Raw genomic sequence first — 17,043 nt, forward strand, 5'->3', positions numbered from 1 at the left:
ACCATGTTCAAGCTCAAACACCTCACCAAGACCTTCCGCAGCGGCGACATCGAGACCACCGCGCTGGACCGCATCGACCTCGACATAGAGGCCGGCGAATACCTGGCCATCACCGGCCCCTCGGGCTGCGGCAAGTCCACGCTGCTGGGCATCCTCGGCCTGCTCGATGCGCCGTCGGGCGGCGAGTACTGGTTCGACGGCCACAACGTCGCGGGCTGGAGCGAGAAGCAGCTGAACGCGCTGCGCCGCGGCCGCATCGGCTTTGTGTTCCAGAGCTTCAACCTCATCGACGACCTCAGCGTGGCCGAGAACATCGCACTGGCGCTGGAATACGGCGAGCTGCCGGCGCGGGCGCGCCGCGAGCGCGTCGACGAGGTCATGGAGAGACTCGGCATCGCCCACCGCGCCGGCCACCGGCCCAGCCAGTTGAGCGGCGGCCAGCAGCAGCGCGTGGCCATCGCCCGCGCGATTGCAGCGCGTCCCGCATTGCTGCTGGCCGACGAACCTACCGGCAACCTCGACAGCGCCCACGGCGCCGAGGTCATGCGCATCCTGCGCGAGCTCAATGTCGAGGGCACGACCCTGGTCATGGTCACGCACTCGCTGGAGCACGCGGCCCAGGCCTCACGCACGCTCAGGCTGCTGGATGGGCGGGTGGTGGTGGATGCGGTCAGCTCGTTGGCGTGAGCCGCGCCGCCGACCTACTCCGCTGACTTCCCGGCGCGGGCCAGCTCGCCGAAGCGCGGGTCCTGGCGTTGCCCGGCATCGCGGGTCGGTCTGCCGACGCCAGGGGGCTCGACAGCTTTGACGGCATCGGCACGCCGAGTCTTCAGCCGCAGGCAGGGCTTCTCGATCAGGAACCAGCTGAGGGCGGCGAGGCTGGCCACCACGGCATAGACCGCGGGCAGCATCAGCCACACATCCGCCTGCGGCCAGTAGGCGCTGGCCAGGTTCTGCACCGGCCAGCCGTACAGATAGATGCCGTAGGACAGATCCGGCCCTTGGTTGATCCTCGACAACAGCGGCACCGGTGTCTCGGCAAACGCCAGCAGCAGATAGCCGCCCAGCCAGATCAGTGCCGGCTCGCTGGCCTGCGGTGAAAACATGCAGGCCAGCAGGGCCGGCAGCGCCAGCAGCACGCCGCGCCGGGTCGGTGCCAGGTGGTTTCTGTACAGATGGAAGCAGCCGCCGGCCAGAAAGCAGGCCAGCAGACGCCACAGCGGATGCTGCCAATAGGTGTAGGGCAGGTGGGGCTCCACCCCATGGACCAGGCGTTCGAACAGCCAGACGCTGAACACGATCACCGTCATCGTCGTCCAGGCCAGGCGCAGGCGCGTCCGGGCCAACACGCCCGCCGCCAGCACCGTGACATAGCAGAAGAACTCCCACCGGATGGTCCACATGGCACCGTTGATCTCGGGATGTGGCCGGTCCGGGAACACCGGCGGCGTGATCGGTGTATACAGAGTCGCCAGCCCTTTGAGGAAGCTCGGGATCGAGAACTCGCTCCAGTACGCGGATGCGCTCGCAACGGCCAGGGGCCCCACCACCAGGGCGCAGACCAGGCTGGCCACGGCAAAGGCCGGAAATATTCGCAGAATCCGCTTCCTCAGGTAGGCCAGCACCTGGGGCTGGCGCTGCCAGCTCTGCAAGATGAGGAAGCCGCTGAGCAGGAAGAAGCAGTCGACGGCGAATTCGCCGAAGCTGAGCGTGCCGAAGAGGCCGGTCAGCAGTTCGCGATGGCGGTCGCCATCGTGCAATTCCGGCCCGTGCGACAGGATCACCAGCGACGCCAGTGCCAGCCGCAAGACATTGAAGTTATTGGTCCGGTGTTCGGACGGGTCCACGAGCGCTCCCTGCCTCGTTAATTTGTCCCCACATTGTTTCCGTCGACCCTGTCACTTCCGATGCCGATATTGCATCAATTTGTACGTTAGGGATTCGCGACCACGAGCTAGGGGGGTGATGACAGCGGTGGCGGCCTTGGCATAGTCGAGGTCGATGCTCGCCACCCAATTCGTCTTCCACCTGGCCCTGCAGCGCGACAAGGTCGAGTCCTTCGACCGTTACCCTTTCAACCTGGCGGCGGTGCGCACGCTGGACCGGCTGGAGTTGCATCCCAAGGTCACCTTCTTCGTCGGCGAGAACGGCTCGGGCAAGTCAACGCTGCTGGAGGCTTTGGCCGTCGCCGTGGGCTTCAACGCCGAAGGTGGCAGCAAGAACTTCAACTTCGGCACGCGGCTCTCGCATTCGGTGCTGCACGAGTATTTGCGCGTGGCCAAGGGCTTCAAGCGGCCGCGCGACGGCTGGTTCCTGCGCGCCGAGAGCTTCTTCAACGTCGCCACCGAGATCGAGAAGCTGGATGAGGGGCCGGGCGGGCCGCCCGTCATCGATGCCTACGGCGGCCGCTCCCTGCACGAGCAGTCGCACGGCGAGTCCTTCCTGAAGCTGCTCAACGAGCGCTTTGGCGGCCGCAGCCTCTTCATCCTCGATGAACCCGAGGCGGCCCTGTCGCCGCAGCGCCAGCTCGATGCGCTGAAGCGCCTGCACGCCCTGGTGCGCCAGGACTCGCAGTTCATCATCGCGACGCATTCGCCGGTCCTGATGGCCTACCCCGACGCCTGGGTCTACCGCTTCGACGCCGACGGCATCCATCGCGTCGGCTATGAGGACACGGCGCATTTCCAGGTCATGCGCGACTTCATGGCCGATCCCCGGCGCAGCCTGCGTGACTTGTTGGCCGACTGAGGGCCTTGCTTTACACCCGGCATGACAGCGTCGTCAATCGGCGCATTTAGGATGCCGGGGGTATGCACCCCCTAATTCGAGGCCTGCTCGGCCTGCTGCTGCTCGGGGCGGGCCAGGTTGCCCGCGCCGACAGCGGCGTGGGCCCGATGGAGGTGCAGTTCCGCAGCGTCACCGTGCCGCAGAACTCGGTCCCGGCCATCGCCCAGGACCGCGCCGGCTTCATGTGGATCGCCACCAACAAGGGTGTCACGCGCTACGACGGCTACCGGCTGCGGGCCATCGAGCAGGTCGGCGACACCATGGCCAAGCGCAGCCTGGGCTGGGTCCGCGCCATGGCGCCAGCAGCCGACGGGCGCATGTGGATAGGCACGGAATTCCAGGGCCTGGTGGCCTACGACCCCGAGCAGGACCGCGTCGAAGCCCATGGCAGCGCCCAGGGCGGCCCCGGGCCGCAGCCGCCCATCCGCGCCCTGGCCGAGGGCCGGGACGGCAGCATCTGGGTCGGCACCCTGGGTCAGGGCCTGTATCGCTACGACCCCAAAAACAAGCGCTTCGAGGCGCATGAGCTGCGCTGGCGTGGCCAGGCCGAAAAGCGGGTGCTCGCCCTGCAGGTCGGCGCCAACGGCGTCGTCTGGGCCGGCCACTGGCGCGGCCTGGCCCGTTTCGTCAACGGTGCCTGGGAGAACCTGGACCTGCCGGGCCTGGAAGCCGGCATGCCGGTGCAGGCCCTGGCCGAGGATCGGGCCGGCCGCGTCTGGCTGGGCACCCAGGACGGGCACCTGGGGGTGGTTGAGCAAGGCCAGGTGCGCTGGGTGCAGACGCTGGACATGCCCATCCATGCGCTGGCCGAAGGCCCCGATGGCCGTCTGTGGGTGGGCTGCAAGGTCGGCCTGCTGTGGATCAACCCGGCCAGCGGCGCCATCGAGGCGCGCCTGCGCCAGGACTCGCGCCGCGTTATGGGCCTGGCCGGCAATGACATCAGCGGCCTGCTGCGAGACCGCAGCGGTGCCATGTGGGTCAGCGGTTATGGCGTGGGCGTGCAGCGCCACCTGTCGCACCCGGCGCTGGCCGTGCGCGGCCCCGACACCGATCTGAACAGCCCGCTGGCCGAGGCCGACGTGCGCGCCGTGCTGGCGCTGAAGAACGGCGAGGTGCTGGCGCCGACCCAGGCCGGCCACATCGCCCGCCTGGACGGCCGCCCCGGCCGCGACCTGGCCACGCTGGGCGAGTGGCCGCGCGAGCGTCGCAGCGTCGTCGAGATCATGGCCGAGGCCGCCGACGGCAGCCTGTGGATGGCCGCGGCCGGCCGCCTGGAGCACCGCGCCGCCAATGGCCGTCTGTTGCGCGACTGGCCGCTGGACGGCGCGCGCGCCCAACAGCTGCTGCTGCGGCCCGACGGCAGCATCTGGCTGGGCATGCAGGAGGGTCTCTACCGCCTGGCCAACGAATCCGCCGCCGCGCTGGAGCGCCTGCATCCGCTCAGCGGGCCCCTGCATGGCGGCATCTATGTGCTGAGCCTGGCGCCCGACGGTCGCTTGTGGGTGGGTGGCCAGCAGGGGCTGTTCCGCGAGAAGGCGCCCGGCGAGAACGGCCTGGAGATCGTGCCCCAGGCGCCCGAGGAAGCCCTGGCCAGCCCCATCGTCATGGGCATGCTGTGGGGCCGCGACGGCCGGCTGTGGGTGGACACGCCGGTCAGCGGCCTGCACCGCCTCAAGGGCTGGGACGGCGAGGGCCGCGCCCGCTTCGAGCGCATCAGCGAGCGCCACGGCATGGAGGGCGTGTTCGGCGGCAACCTGCACGAGGACGAGCAGGGCCGCATCTGGAGCCAGCTCTATGTCTACGACCCGGCCGCCGACCGGCTGGACAGCTTCGGCAGCGCCGAGGGCGCCAACTTTGGCAGCTTCTGGTTCTTTGCCAGCACCGAGCTGCCCGGCGGCGGCCTGCTGTTCGGCGGCAGCCGCGGCCTGCTGCGCGTGCTGCCCGACGCCTACCGCGCGCAGCGCACCAGCCCGCCCCTGGTCATCAGCGGCCTGCGCGTCAACGGCCAGCCCTGGGATCTGCCGCGGCCGGCCCAGGGCCTGACCCTGCCGCCCGGCAAGCGCAGCCTGTCGATCGAGTTCGCGGCGCTGGATTACGCCGACCCGACGCGGCTGCGCTATGAATTCCGCATGGAGGGCCTGGACAGCGACTGGACCCGTGTCGACGCCAGCGGCCGCAACCCCAGCTTCGGGCCGCTCAAGCCCGGCCAGTACACGCTGCAGGTGCGCGCCACGGCCCACCATGCGCTGTGGGGCACGGAACAATTGCGCCTGCCCATCACCCTGGAGCCGGCCTGGTGGGAGACCGATGCGGCCCGCATCGCCGGCGTGCTGGCCGCCTTGCTGGCCATCTGGGCCTGGATGCGCTGGCGCACGCGCTCGCTGCGCCGCCGCGAGGTGGAACTCAAGGCCCTGGTGGATGAGCGCACCGCCGAGCTGCGCGAGCTCAGCCTCACCGACGCGTTGACCGGCCTGCGCAACCGCCGCTACCTGGAGCTGCGCCTGGATGACGACCTGCGCCTGTGCCTGCGCCGCTTCGAGACGCCCGACACCGAGGGCCCGGGGCCGGATGCGGACCTGCTGCTGATGCTGCTGGACCTGGACCACTTCAAGCGCGTCAACGACATCCACGGTCATGCGGCCGGTGACGCGGTGCTGGTGCAACTGGCCGAGCGCCTGCGCAGCGTGTTCCGCGAGACCGATTCCCTGGTGCGCTGGGGCGGCGAGGAGATCCTGGCTCTGGCCCGCGAAACCGAGCGGCGCGACGCCGCCGAGCTGGCCGCGCGTGTCTGTGCCGCTGTGCGCGAGAAGCCCTTCGAGATCGCGCCGGGCGAGACCGTGCACGTCACCGTGTCCATCGGCTTCTGCGCCTTCCCGCTGGACCCGCGCCACCCGCGGCTGTGGGACTGGCGCGCCTGCCTGGCCCTGGCCGACTCGGCCCTCTACGCCGCCAAGGCCCAGGGCCGCGACGGCTATGTGGGCGCCATCCGCGCCAACGGCCTGTCGCCGCGCGAGGCGCCCGACAGCCTGCCGGCCTGGCGGGCCGAGAAGCGTTTGGTCATTGCGCGCAGCAATGCGGTGGACGACGCCCTAACCACCTGAACTTGTGGGGCTGTTCACAGGCCTGGGTGACACTCGGGCCATGAAGCCGCTACACGCCCTCGCAACCGCCCTCTCCCTGCTGCTCGCCACGTCCGCGGCCCTGGCGACCGGCCTGGACACGCAGGAGGCGCAGATCGTCGCCCACGTGAAACGGCTGACGCCCGACGCGCTGAAGCTGCTGGAGCGCAGCGTCCTCGTCAACAGCGGCACCTTGAACCCGGCCGGCGTTCGCGAGGTCGGGGCGCTTTACGCCACCGAGTTCGAGGCCCTGGGCTTCAAGACGCGCTGGGTCGACATGCCGGCCGAGATGAAGCGGGCCGGCCATCTGGTCGCCGAGCGCACCGGCGACAAGGGCAGGCGCGTGCTGCTGATCGGCCACCTCGACACCGTCTTCGAGAAGGACAGCCCCGTGACGCCCTGGGCATCCGACGGCAAGCGCGTGCGCGGCCAGGGCGTGTCCGACATGAAGGGCGGCGACGTCATCATCCTGCTGGCCCTGAAGGCCCTGAACGAGGCCGGTGCGCTGAAGGGCACCACGGTGCGGGCTGTCTTCACGGGCGACGAGGAGCGCGTCGGCTCGCCGGCGGCCGTGGCGCGGGCCGCACTGATCGACGCCGCGAAGCAGAGCGACGTGGCTCTCGCCTTCGAAGGCGCCACCAAGGACGAGCAGGGCCGTGACACCGCCACCATCGGCCGGCGCGCTTCGGGCACCTGGCATCTGGACGTGACGGCCCGCACGGGCCACTCGGCCGGCGTCTTCGGTCGCGACGGCTATGGCGCGCTGTACGAGGCGGCGCGGGTGCTGAATGCCTTCCGCGAGCAGCTCATCGAGCCCGACCTGACCTTCAATGCCGCCACGGTGGTGGCCGGCACCAGCGCGAAGTGGGACGACGGCGAGAGCCAGGGCCAGGCCTTCGGCAAGACCAATGTCATCCCGCGCGACGCCCAGGTGCGCGGCGACCTGCGCTATCTGACCGAGGCCCAGGGCGCCAAGGCCCGCGAGCGCATGCAGGCCATCGTCGAGCAGGCCCTGCCGGGCACGCGCTCCAGGATCAGCTTCCACGAAAGCTATCCGCCGATGGCGCCCACGCCAGGCAACCTCAAGGTGCTGGAGGCCTATTCGGCCGCCAGCGCCGACGCCGGCCTGAACGCCGTCGTGGCCTTCCCGCCCGGCCAGCGCGGCGCGGGCGATGTGCAGTTCGTGGCGCCCATCGTTGACAGCCTCGATGGCCTGGGGGCTGCGGGCGGCGGCGCGCACACGCCGGACGAGTGGCTGGAGATCGCATCCATAGAACAGGGTGCGATCCGGGCGGCGGTGCTCATCTATCGCCTGACGCGCTGAATCAGGCAAAACCCCGGCCGTAGACGTCGGCCGACGGCGCCAAACTGCGTCCCATCCATCGGATGGGAGACAGGCGTGTCGCAGAACACAAACGGGCCGTTCCAGCTGACGCGGCGTCGCGTCATCGGCACCGGCGCGGCGGCGGTGACGCTGCTGGTGCATGAACTGGCCCTGGCCTTCAAGCCGCCTATCATCAAGAACCCTGGCGCCCGGCCGCAGCCCGAAGGCACGCCCGTCCAGCCGCACACGCCGCCCGGCGCGCCCGACTGGTCCGGCGGCCCCGGCAAGGCGCGTTTTCGCATCGACGGCCTGGCCAAGGTGACGGGGCAGAAGATCTATGCGCGCGACTTCCGCGCCGTCGACATGCCTGGCTGGCCGCAGACCGAGCGCATGGCCATGATCCTGCGCGCCACCCAGCCCGGCCTGGCCTTCAGCGGCCTGGACCTCGGGCGCTTGAGCGAAGCCAAGGCCCTGCCGCTGCTGACCATCACGCAGACGCCGCTGACCGGCTTCCCCTGGCCGCAGCGCGACCTGGCTTCGCTGAACCTCTCCTTGCCCTTCTCCAGCGCCGGCGCCGACGGGGTCTCGCAGCTGCTGGTGCCGGTGGGTACGGCGCCGCAGTTCTACGGCCAGCCGGTGGCCATCCTGATCTTTGCCGACGGCAACGCCTACCGCCGTGCCAAGCGCGCCCTGCAGTTCCAGCCCGGCGTCGTGCAGGCCAGCGGCTTGGCCGCGCCGCCGAAGCAGCCCTGGGTGATGGCCTACAGCCCGGTCAACTATCTGACGCGTTACGAGGCGCCGGGCATCGAGCCCTTCTCGCAGGTGCAGGTGGGCTATGCCTCCGACCCCTACCAGCCCGACTCGTCCAGCCAGCCCTACAACAGCACGGCCCGCCAGATGCGGGGCCGCATCGACACCACGCTGCAGGCGCCCGATCCCCATGTGCTGCAAATCGGTGGCAGCTACTCGACGCAGGTGCTGGACCCGATGTTCATGGAGCCCGAGGCCGGCCTGGCTTGGCTGGACAGTTCCGGCACGGGCACGCTCAACCTCGTGCTCGGCACCCAGGCCACCAATGGCGACTCGGGCGACAGCCTGGACCTGTTCAAGGCCTGCCCGACCATCAAGGTGTCCACCGTGGTGCTGAACTCCTGCTACCCCGGCGGTGGCTTCGGCGGGCGCGACGTGTCCACCTTCCCGCCGCTGCTGGCCGTCACGGCGGCACTGGCCGACGGACCGGTGCGCATCGCCCAGGACCGCTATGAGCAGTTCCAGGGCGGCCTGAAGCAGCTGGCCAGCAGGATCACCCAGCGCATCGCGGTGGACACCCGGACGGGCAAGTTCCTCGCCTTCGGCAGCCAGCAGGTCCTGCCCTCGGGCGGCCAGAACAACTACAGCCAGTTCGTCGCCATGCTGGCAGCCTATTGCGGCCTCAGCGGCTACGACATCAAGCAGGCCTATGTGGATGCCATCGCCCAGCCCAGCACCGGCGTCGTGGCGGGCTCCATGCGCGGCTTCGGCGGGCCCCAGGCCAGCTTTGCCGTCGAGACCCTGGTGGACGAGGTGGCCGTGGCCTTGAAGCGCGACCCCATCGAGCTGCGCCAGATCAATGTCTTGCGCGAGGGCGACCGCACCATCACCGGCGCTCCGCTGCAGCAGCCCATGCGCCTGCACGAGATCTGCCGCCGCTCGCGCGAGCATGCGCTGTGGCGCGACCGCGAGGCCGTCAAGCGCCGCAAGGCCCGCGAGGGCATCCGCTACGGTGTCGGCTTTGCGCTGGCCAACCAGGCCTATGGCACGGGCAAGGACGGCGTCATGGCCGAGGTGGCCATGGATGCCATCGGGCGGCTGACCGTGCGCACCAACTGCGTCGACATGGGCAACGGCTCGGCGACGACGCTGGCCATCAGCACCGCCGGCTGGCTGGGCCACAACGCCCACGACATCGTCATGGGCGATGTCGGCAGCTTCAATGCGCTGGACGTCAGCACCTATGCCGGCGGCAATTGGAGCCAGCCCAACTGGACGGCGGCCTTCGCCATGTCCAGCAGTGCCTGCCTGACGGCTTTCCACCAGGTCCACGTCACCGAGCAGGCCAGCCAGGTGCTGTTCCAGGCCGGCCTGCTGCCGGCGGCCGCGGCGCTGTGGGGTGTGCCGCTGGCCCAGGTCCAGGGCAAGACGGTTTGGGACCAGGGTCATCTCACCGCGCCGGGCCTGGCGCCGCTGACGCTGCGCGCGCTGGCCACGCAGGTGCACAAGACCGGTCTCACGGCGGCGGCCATGGTGCATGGCTGCTACGAGGGGTCCTGGGTGGCCGGGACCTATGCCGTGCCGGCCGGGCCGCCCTTGCAGCTGCCCGTTGACGGGCTGTCGCTGCGCGCCGCGGGCCAGTCGAACTGGACGCCCGTGCTGCGGCAGAACGTCATTCCGCCCAAGCCTGCGGCGGCCCTCTATGGCCGCAGCCTGTATGCGCCCTCGGGCGTGCTGGTGGCCGTCGAGATCGGACCCAGGAGCCATGCGCCGCGCGTCGTCGACGTGCAGCTGCTGGTGGATGCCGGCAAGGTCATCCAGCCCGACCTGCTGATGGGTCAGGCCCAGGGCGGCATCGCCATGGGCATCGGCTATGCGCTGCTGGAGAACCTGCCGCTGGAAGCCGGCGGCGCGGGCGACGGTCGCTGGAACCTGGACCGCTATCACGTGGCCCTCAGCGCCGACGTGCCGCTGGCGCGCATGAGCATCACGCCCCTGCCTACCACCGAGACCACCGGCAAGGGCATTGCCGAGGCCGTGCTCTGCCCCATCGCACCGGCCATCGGCAATGCCATCGCCCACGCGACCGGGCAGCGCTTCCGCTCGTTGCCCATCACCGCTGCCGACATCGAAAGGGCCCTGGCATGAACGACCATCTCGTCCCCGTCCAGTTCCACGTCAATGGCCGGCCCATCCAGACCGAGGTGCCGAGCGACCTGCCTCTCGTCGACTTCCTGCGTGAGGAGCTGGGCCTGTCAGGCACGCGGCTGTGTTGCGGCATCGGTGTCTGCAAGGCCTGCACCGTGGCCGCGCGCCGCCAGCCGAGCAGCCAGGCGCAGCCCATGCTGGCTTGCTCAACGCCGGTCGCGCTTCTGCAGGGCCAGTCCATCACGACGGTGGAAGGCACCGGCAGCATGGAAAAGCCTAGCGCCGTGCAGCAGGCCTTCCTCGACCACTTCGCCTTCCAGTGCGGCTACTGCACGCCGGGCTTTGTCATGGCGACCGAGATGCTGCTGGGCCGGCTGCGCGTGCAGCCCGTCCGGCGCGACGGGCTCGATGCGGCCATTGAGGACGCCGTCGGCCAGCACATCTGCCGCTGTACCGGCTATGCCCGTTACCACCAGGCCATCCGCGCCGTCGTGCTGGCGGAGAAAGGCCTGGTGGTCGCATGAGAGCGCTGCTGTTCCTCCTTCTCGCAGGCACCGCCCAGGCCGGGACGCTGTTCGAATACGGCCGCCAATGTGCCGAGCAGATCGCCGAGATACCGGCCTTCAGCTGCATGGCCGGCGAGGAAATCCCCATCACCATCGACGGCAAGCCCGTGCCGGCCGACAAGGCGCCGCCCAGCTGCGACCGGCCCTCGCTGCTGCACCAGGCCGATGCCCAAAGCCAGTGCGTGCCCGGCAGCCGCGCCCTGGTGCTGCGCGACGACAAGGGGGCGCAGATCAGCGCCATCTGCCGCAAGCAGGTGGCGCGCCCGGCGGGCAGTTGGTGGTTCGACGAGATCAATGTCATCTCCCACAGCCTGAAGGACGGCAAGACCTGCTGGTTCACCGCCAAGGCCAAGGCGCCGTTGAGCGCGGCCACGGGCATCGACGGCCGCGCCGTGCCCTCGCCCAGCACCTTGAAGCGCCCGGCAGTGCCGGCCGACAAGGTCTGGCAGACGCCGCATCAGGTGGCGTGGAGCCAGCCCGCCTGCGTGAACTGCCATGACAGCGGGCCCTTCATGTACTCGCCCTACATCGCGCAGACGACGCAGCTGCCGGGCGATCCTTTCGGCTTCTACGAGCCCAAGGCCATCGGCGAGGACTTCAAGAGGGCCTGGTCCAAGCTGCACGCCTTCGGCATCACGACGCGTGGCAACACCTGCACGGCCTGCCACCGCATGGGCAACATGAACTCCTGCCAGGTCGCCATGCAGCAGTCCACCGGCCGCGCGCCTCAGGAGGGGGGCGACGAATGGTCCCGGCGCTTCCCGCAATCGCACTGGATGAGCCCCGGCAATCTGCACAGCCAGACGCAGTGGAACGAGCAGTTCAGCGAGAGCCTGAAGAAGCTGGCGGCCTGCTGCGAGAACCCGCAGGGGGCGGGGTGCAGGGTGGTGGAGTACGGGAGCAAGGGCGCCCAAAGATGACCGTCAAAGGCGTTTGCGTGGGCCTGATCGGGTTCATCGCGGCGGTGGCTTCGAGCGGGCCGGTGCTTGCCGCCGAGCCACGCCTTGAGCAACCGGATTTCACGCTGGAGATCCAGCTCGATGCCAAGGCCAGCCAATTTCTGAAGGCGCACCAGGAATGGGTCGGGTTGAGCATCAGTTTCGCGGACGTCGTCGGACCAGGCGGGGCCAACCTGGCCTCTTTTCGACGCGCAGAAAAGGATTCGTTCTCGATGCGGGTGAAGGACGTGTCTTTCGATCCCGTGCAGGTGAAGCGATTGCGCACCTTGGACTACGAGGTGCTGGTCAACGTCTACTCCGACCACCGTCATCTGGATGGGAATGTGCTGGACTGCGATCTTCTGCAAGCACCGATCAGTCAATTGCAGCGGCGTGTCCACACCATCCAATGCCGCCTGGGCGATTGGGCATCGCAGGTGAAGCCCAAGAGGCGTGTCAGCCCCTCACAAACCTCATCAACCTCCCCCGATAGTCCGGCCTCCCCGCCTCCGCACTCAGCAGCGTCTCGCTGAACTCAAACCCCAGCGACGCCATGCGCTTGCCAAAGGCCGCGCGGTTGCCGCGGTTGGGGTCGACGATGAGCAGCTCGCACCTGGGCAGCGCGTGCTTGTCGATGAAGGTCGCCAGCGCGCCGCCGTCGTCGCGTTCATAGAGCACGTCGCTGCCGATGATGAGGTCGAAGCGACCCTGCACGCGCGGCGCGCCGCCCTGTGAGATCACGGCGTCTTCGCTCCAGTCGCCATGGCAATAGCGCATCGGCGCGAGTTCGTTCAGGCGCAGGTTCTCCAGCAGGAAGGCGCCGGCCAGTGGATGGATGTCGCTGGCCGTGACCTCGGCGCCGCGGCGATGGCAGACCAGGCTGGCCAGTGCCAGGCCGCAGCCGATCTCCAGGATGCGTTCGCCCTCCGGCAAGGGCCGCACGGCCATCGCGGCGGCGAGCCGCAGGCCCGAGGGCCAGACCTGACCGAACAACGGCCATTGCGCAGACGAGATGCCGAGCGCCTCGGCGGCTCCAGCCGGGTCGGCGAACTGGTCGTTGTCGAGCAGGGAGCGGATCTGCAGGTCCGCCGCGCCGTCGATGGCGAGGGACTGGACCTTGATTTCGTAGCCGGGCATGCGCCCTCCGGGGTGACCTGCGTGTTCGAGCGCAATGCGACACGGGGAGGTCAGCGCCGCTGTGGAGTCACAGCGACCGGGCGACAGGCCGGCGGGGCAAGACGGTGGCGGCCGCGCAGTGTGCGGCCGTGGGTCAGTGTAGGCGGATCAGCTCATCAGGCTGTACGGTCCACCGCGCTCCAGCGCCTTCTTGTAGGCCGGTCGCGCATGGATGCGCGCCAGGAAGTCGCGCAGCTTGGGATAGGCGTCCATGTCGCCGCCGCGCACCGCTGCGGCCTCGATGGGGAAGCTCATCTGCACATCGGCCGCCGTGAACTCATTGCCGGCAAACCAGGGCCGTGACGCCAGTTCCGATTCCAGGAAGCGCAGCTGCGAGTCGATATTGGGCTGCACGAAGCCGCCCAGCACCTTGGCCGCGATGCCCTTGGCAATCGGCTTGACGAAGAAGGGCATGGGCGACTTGACGATCTTGCTGAACACCAGCTTCATCAGCAGCGGCGACATGGCCGAGCCTTCGGCGAAGTGCATGAAGAAGCGGTAGCGCAGCGTGTCGGCGTCTTCCGGCGCCGGGTTGGCGGGCTTGAGCCGACCCTGGCCGTAGCGATCCACCAGGTACTCCAGGATGGCACCGCTCTCGGCCACCGTCAGTCCGCCGTCGGTGATGACGGGGCTCTTGCCCAGCGGGTGCACCTGGCGCAGCTCGGGCGGCGCCAGCGAGGTCTTGGCGTCGCGCTGGTAGTGCTTGATCTCGTAGGGGAGACCGAGCTCTTCGAGCAGCCACAGCACGCGCTGCGAGCGGGAGTTGTTGAGGTGGTGGACGGTGATCATGGGCCGCAGTGTAGGCAGGCTCCTAGCGCGGCTCTTCAGCGGCAAGGCTTCTCAAGGCTTGAACCTGCCAGTCCATCTCCGGCTGGAAGGACTCGCGCTGCTGCACGGCGCCATAGCCGCCCTCGCCGTAGACGCTGGCGTAGGCCGCGTACTCGGCCGCGCGCAGGGCCTTGCCCGCCAGGGCGTTGGCGACGGCATAGGAGGCCGACACGGCCGCGTGGCCCACGCCGTCCAGCGAGCGCGAGCCGGGGTGGTGGTTGGCCAACCGGGCCGCCTCCGTTGCTGCGGTCTCCAGCTCGGCGGATGAGGCCCGGCCCTCGAGGTGGCGCACCAGCACGTGCAGGCAGTCGATGACGGCGGGGTCTTCGAGCAGGTGATGCACCCGCTGCACGCAGGCCAGGCCGAAGCGCAGCCTCAACCGCAGCCGCTCCGGCGCATCCAGCGCCAGTTCGCGGGCCAGTCGGTCGAGGGCGTCGTTCACGGGGTCACACGGTGCCCGTATTGACCCGCTCTTCGTCCGGCGCCAGCAGGCGACCAAACAGCAGCTTGACGATGAGCAGGCCGACGCCGGCCGCGGCCACCAGCACCGCGTGCAGTCCCCAGAACTGCGAGCCCGGCATGACCTCCAGCAGGCCGGCCAGCCAGCCGACAAAGGTGTTGCCGAAGAACAGGTGCAGGTAGTACAGGCCGATCATGACGCCCTGCAGGCCGGCCGGTGCGGCGCGCGAGTACAGGGCCAGGCCCACCGGCATGATGTTGGCAAAGCCGATGTCGTTGACCAGGGTGTAGGCGAAGGTCCACAGGATGCTGATCTTGCCGCCGCCGCCCTCGATGGCGAAGGCCGGGATCAGCAGCAGGGCCGGCGCCCCGCAGGCCGCAAAGCAGCCCAGGGCCATCTTGGTGACCTCGTCGGGCTCGCGGCGGCGCGTGGCCCACCAGCGCCAGAAGGCGATCGAGCCCAGCATGGTCAGGAAGCTCACCGTGGCGTCCACGGCCTGCAGCCAGGTGACCGGCACCTCGAAGCCGCCCACGTTCATGTCCATGTGCTGCTGCGACCACAGCGGGTAGGCGTTGTTGAACTGCTGGTTGCCGACGATGGACAGCATCAGCAGCGGGATCATGGCGACCAGCAGGGTGACCTGCAGCGCGCCGCGGCGGCCGATGGGCGGACGGGCTTCCTGCTTGCCGGCTTCGCGCCTGGTTTCGGGCGGCAGGTAGCGGCGACCGGCCAGGTAGACGAACAGGCCGATCAGCATGCCCACGCCGGCCGAGCCGAAGCCCCAGTGCCAGCCCACGCGCTCGCCGAGCGTGCCGCAGACGATGGGCGCGGCGATGACGGCGATCTGCACGGCCAGCATGAAGATCTGGAAGGCGCTGGCGCGGCGCTTGTCGCCCGGCGCGTAGAGGTCACCCACCTGGGCGGCGATATTGCCCTTGAAGCAGCCCACGCCCAGCAGCAGGCAGGACAGGGCCGGCAGCAGCGCCGTCTCGAAGGCCATCAGGAAGTGGCCGGCGGCCATCAGCAGGGCGCCGATGACGACGGTCTTGGTGCGGCCCAGCACGCGGTCGGCCAGCAGGCCGCCGAAGATGGGCGTCAGGTAGACCAGGCCGACGTAGAGGCCGAACACGGCGGAGGCCAGCTGCTGCGGCGAGCGCGGCCCGGTGACGTTCTCGATGGCATGGCGCAGCGCATCCATGCCGGCCACATGGCCGATGTTGGCCGGCATGAAGAGGTAGTTGCTGAGGTAGAGCACCAGCAGGGCCTGCATGCCGTAGTAGCTGAAGCGCTCCCACAGCTCGCAGAAGGACAGCCAGCCCAGGCCGGCGGGGTGGCCCAGGAAGGAACGATCGTGGCGGGCGCGTGCGTCGCTTGTGGCGTCGGCGGCCGCGGTCAGGGTGGCGGAGGTCAAGGGGGTGTCCCGGAAAACTGCGAAAGCCGAGACTGTCCATGGCTGCGGCCGGGCTGGCAATGCGCAATCGCCCGGGCATGACGGCCGTCATGGGGCCGGGCCGCCGTTTTCCTTGCTTACGATGTGGCGCATTCGTCAAGGGAGAGGCTGGGCATGGAGAGCTTTGTCACCGAGGAGCGCCTGGAGCGCAGCCTGGCCCGGGCGGCCTGGAAGACGCCCCAGCAGCTGAGGTCGCTGCGGGCCTGGCGCATACGGCCGACGGACGAGAGGGCGTTGAAGTTCTTCTTCCACACCAACACCCAGGCCAAGGCCGACGCGCTGGCCGCCGTGCTGAAGGCGCGTGGTTATCAACCGCAGGTGCGCAAGACGGGCGCTTTTGTGGACTGGACCGCCACCTGGCTGGAGATGGCGTCGTGGGCGGTCAGCGGCCTCACCCCGCCGCTGCCGATGGCGGAGGACGTCCTGCTCGCCTGGGCCCAGGAGATGTGCCGGCTCGGCCCGCGGCATGACTGCGAGTTCGAAGGGTGGTTCTGCGAGACGCCGGACTTCCTGGAAAAGAACGACGACCACTGGCTGCAGGGCCGTCCGGACGGCACCATGGACCTGGACATCTACCGCTGGAGCGCCGCCTCCGAGGCCGCACTGGCGGAGAACGATGTCTACTGGGTCAGCCCTGGTTCGGGTCTGGGCTCCCTGGAGCCGCTGCAGCGCTACGCCGACAAGATCCGTGGCCTGCGCAGCCCATCGGAAGCGCTGAGTCTGGCGAGCATCGACCAGCTGCCGGCGCTGGAGCAGATCTATCTGCACAAGGCGCCCCAGGCCCATGGCGACTACCGCAAGCTGCCCAAGCTGCGCGGCTTTCGCAGCCTGGACGCCGAGAAGCTCGATCCCCGGTGGCTGAACAACCCCAGCCTGCGCAGCGTGGAACTGCGGCGTCCGCGCAAGCTCAAGACCTTGAAGGCCCTCGACGGCTGGCAGGGGCTGGAGACCCTCATCCTGTCCGGCGCACCGCTGGCCTCGCTGGAGGGCCTGGCGCAGGTCCCGGCGCTGAAAGAGCTGCGCCTGGCGAACTGCCTGAGCATCACCGACATCGGCGAGCTGCCCCAAGCCTGGGGCGTCGAGCGGCTGGAGATGTTCAAGCTGCCCAAGGTGCAGAGCTTCGAGCCCATCGCGGGGCTGAAGGCTCTGCGCTGGGCCTTCGTCCACAGCCGCGACGGCACGCTGGCCAGCTACGAGACCTTTAAGCACTGGCCCGAACTGCAGAACGCCGGCGTGCTGCTGCAGATGGGCCGCGTCGACTTCGAGGCCCTGGCCCGGCACCCATCGGCGGCGGAGCTGATGCTGTACACCCAGAAAGGCTTCGCGCTGCCCGGCGAGGACGAGCTGCGCCGGGTGTTGCAGGCCCACGGCCGCCAGGTGCGCAGCGTCTTCCTGCGGCCCAAGGACGAGTGCCCGTCCATCCACGTCACCTTCGAGTCGCCCTACTGGCGCTTGCCCGCTGCGCATGAAGGGCATGCGCGCATGTTCGTGGAGTGA

Annotated in this window: 14 protein-coding genes; 9 read left to right on the top strand and 5 right to left on the bottom strand. The window is 69.3% G+C overall.

Features of this window, described 5'->3' with window-relative positions; all coding sequences use genetic code 11:
* Nucleotides 1-3: 3 nt before the first annotated feature.
* The gene (locus tag ACS5PN_RS13730) at nucleotides 4-687 is read left to right on the top strand and encodes an ABC transporter ATP-binding protein (protein ID WP_439464523.1); all 684 of its coding nucleotides are present in this window, start codon (nucleotides 4-6) and stop codon (nucleotides 685-687) included.
* 14 nt (nucleotides 688-701) lie between these two features.
* Here ACS5PN_RS13730 and ACS5PN_RS13735 read toward each other — a convergent pair whose 3' ends face one another.
* Nucleotides 702-1,847, bottom strand: coding sequence for an acyltransferase family protein (locus ACS5PN_RS13735; protein WP_439464524.1), 1,146 nt, complete (start codon nucleotides 1,845-1,847; stop codon nucleotides 702-704).
* A gap of 154 nt (nucleotides 1,848-2,001) precedes the next feature.
* Between ACS5PN_RS13735 and ACS5PN_RS13740 the strand changes: the two genes are divergently transcribed.
* The 7 genes from ACS5PN_RS13740 to ACS5PN_RS13770 all read left to right on the top strand — a co-directional run bounded on the left by ACS5PN_RS13740 (nucleotide 2,002) and on the right by ACS5PN_RS13770 (nucleotide 12,165).
* Nucleotides 2,002-2,748, top strand: coding sequence for an AAA family ATPase (locus ACS5PN_RS13740; protein WP_439464525.1), 747 nt, complete (start codon nucleotides 2,002-2,004; stop codon nucleotides 2,746-2,748).
* A 62-nt stretch (nucleotides 2,749-2,810) separates the two neighbouring features.
* Complete coding sequence (locus ACS5PN_RS13745) at nucleotides 2,811-5,888, top strand: ligand-binding sensor domain-containing diguanylate cyclase (protein ID WP_439464526.1); 3,078 nt, start codon at nucleotides 2,811-2,813, stop codon at nucleotides 5,886-5,888.
* Nucleotides 5,889-5,928: 40 nt separating this feature from the next.
* A complete protein-coding gene (locus tag ACS5PN_RS13750; RefSeq protein WP_439464527.1) occupies nucleotides 5,929-7,230 on the top strand; it encodes a M20/M25/M40 family metallo-hydrolase in 1,302 nt (433 codons plus the stop codon).
* A 75-nt stretch (nucleotides 7,231-7,305) separates the two neighbouring features.
* Nucleotides 7,306-10,128 (top strand): xanthine dehydrogenase family protein molybdopterin-binding subunit, encoded by a 2,823-nt coding sequence (locus ACS5PN_RS13755; protein WP_439464528.1) that lies wholly within the window; start codon nucleotides 7,306-7,308, stop codon nucleotides 10,126-10,128.
* Entirely contained in the window at nucleotides 10,125-10,652 is a 528-nt protein-coding gene (locus ACS5PN_RS13760) for a (2Fe-2S)-binding protein (RefSeq protein ID WP_439464529.1), read from the top strand. The genes ACS5PN_RS13755 and ACS5PN_RS13760 overlap by 4 nt, the downstream gene beginning before the upstream one ends.
* Entirely contained in the window at nucleotides 10,649-11,614 is a 966-nt protein-coding gene (locus ACS5PN_RS13765) for a hypothetical protein (RefSeq protein WP_439464530.1), read from the top strand. Before ACS5PN_RS13760 ends, ACS5PN_RS13765 begins: the two co-directional genes overlap by 4 nt.
* Complete coding sequence (locus ACS5PN_RS13770; protein ID WP_439464531.1) at nucleotides 11,611-12,165, top strand: hypothetical protein; 555 nt, start codon at nucleotides 11,611-11,613, stop codon at nucleotides 12,163-12,165. Before ACS5PN_RS13765 ends, ACS5PN_RS13770 begins: the two co-directional genes overlap by 4 nt.
* Here the strand turns inward: ACS5PN_RS13770 and ACS5PN_RS13775 are convergent.
* The 4 genes from ACS5PN_RS13775 to ACS5PN_RS13790 all read right to left on the bottom strand — a co-directional run bounded on the left by ACS5PN_RS13775 (nucleotide 12,089) and on the right by ACS5PN_RS13790 (nucleotide 15,507).
* The gene (locus ACS5PN_RS13775) at nucleotides 12,089-12,769 is read right to left on the bottom strand and encodes a class I SAM-dependent methyltransferase (protein WP_439464532.1); all 681 of its coding nucleotides are present in this window, start codon (nucleotides 12,767-12,769) and stop codon (nucleotides 12,089-12,091) included. The two genes, ACS5PN_RS13770 and ACS5PN_RS13775, sit on opposite strands and share 77 nt — an antisense overlap.
* 147 nt (nucleotides 12,770-12,916) lie before the next feature.
* Nucleotides 12,917-13,597 (bottom strand): glutathione S-transferase family protein, encoded by a 681-nt coding sequence (locus ACS5PN_RS13780; protein WP_439464533.1) that lies wholly within the window; start codon nucleotides 13,595-13,597, stop codon nucleotides 12,917-12,919.
* A gap of 22 nt (nucleotides 13,598-13,619) precedes the next feature.
* On the bottom strand, nucleotides 13,620-14,078 hold the full coding sequence (locus tag ACS5PN_RS13785) for a hypothetical protein (protein ID WP_439464534.1): 459 nt from the start codon (nucleotides 14,076-14,078) through the stop codon (nucleotides 13,620-13,622).
* 4 nt (nucleotides 14,079-14,082) lie between these two features.
* The gene (locus ACS5PN_RS13790) at nucleotides 14,083-15,507 is read right to left on the bottom strand and encodes a peptide MFS transporter (protein WP_439464535.1); all 1,425 of its coding nucleotides are present in this window, start codon (nucleotides 15,505-15,507) and stop codon (nucleotides 14,083-14,085) included.
* Nucleotides 15,508-15,660: 153 nt separating this feature from the next.
* Between ACS5PN_RS13790 and ACS5PN_RS13795 the strand changes: the two genes are divergently transcribed.
* On the top strand, nucleotides 15,661-17,043 hold the full coding sequence (locus tag ACS5PN_RS13795; protein WP_439464536.1) for a leucine-rich repeat domain-containing protein: 1,383 nt from the start codon (nucleotides 15,661-15,663) through the stop codon (nucleotides 17,041-17,043).

The organism is Roseateles sp. NT4, assembly GCF_051857475.1.
Taxonomy (GTDB): Bacteria; Pseudomonadota; Gammaproteobacteria; order Burkholderiales; family Burkholderiaceae_C; genus Pelomonas.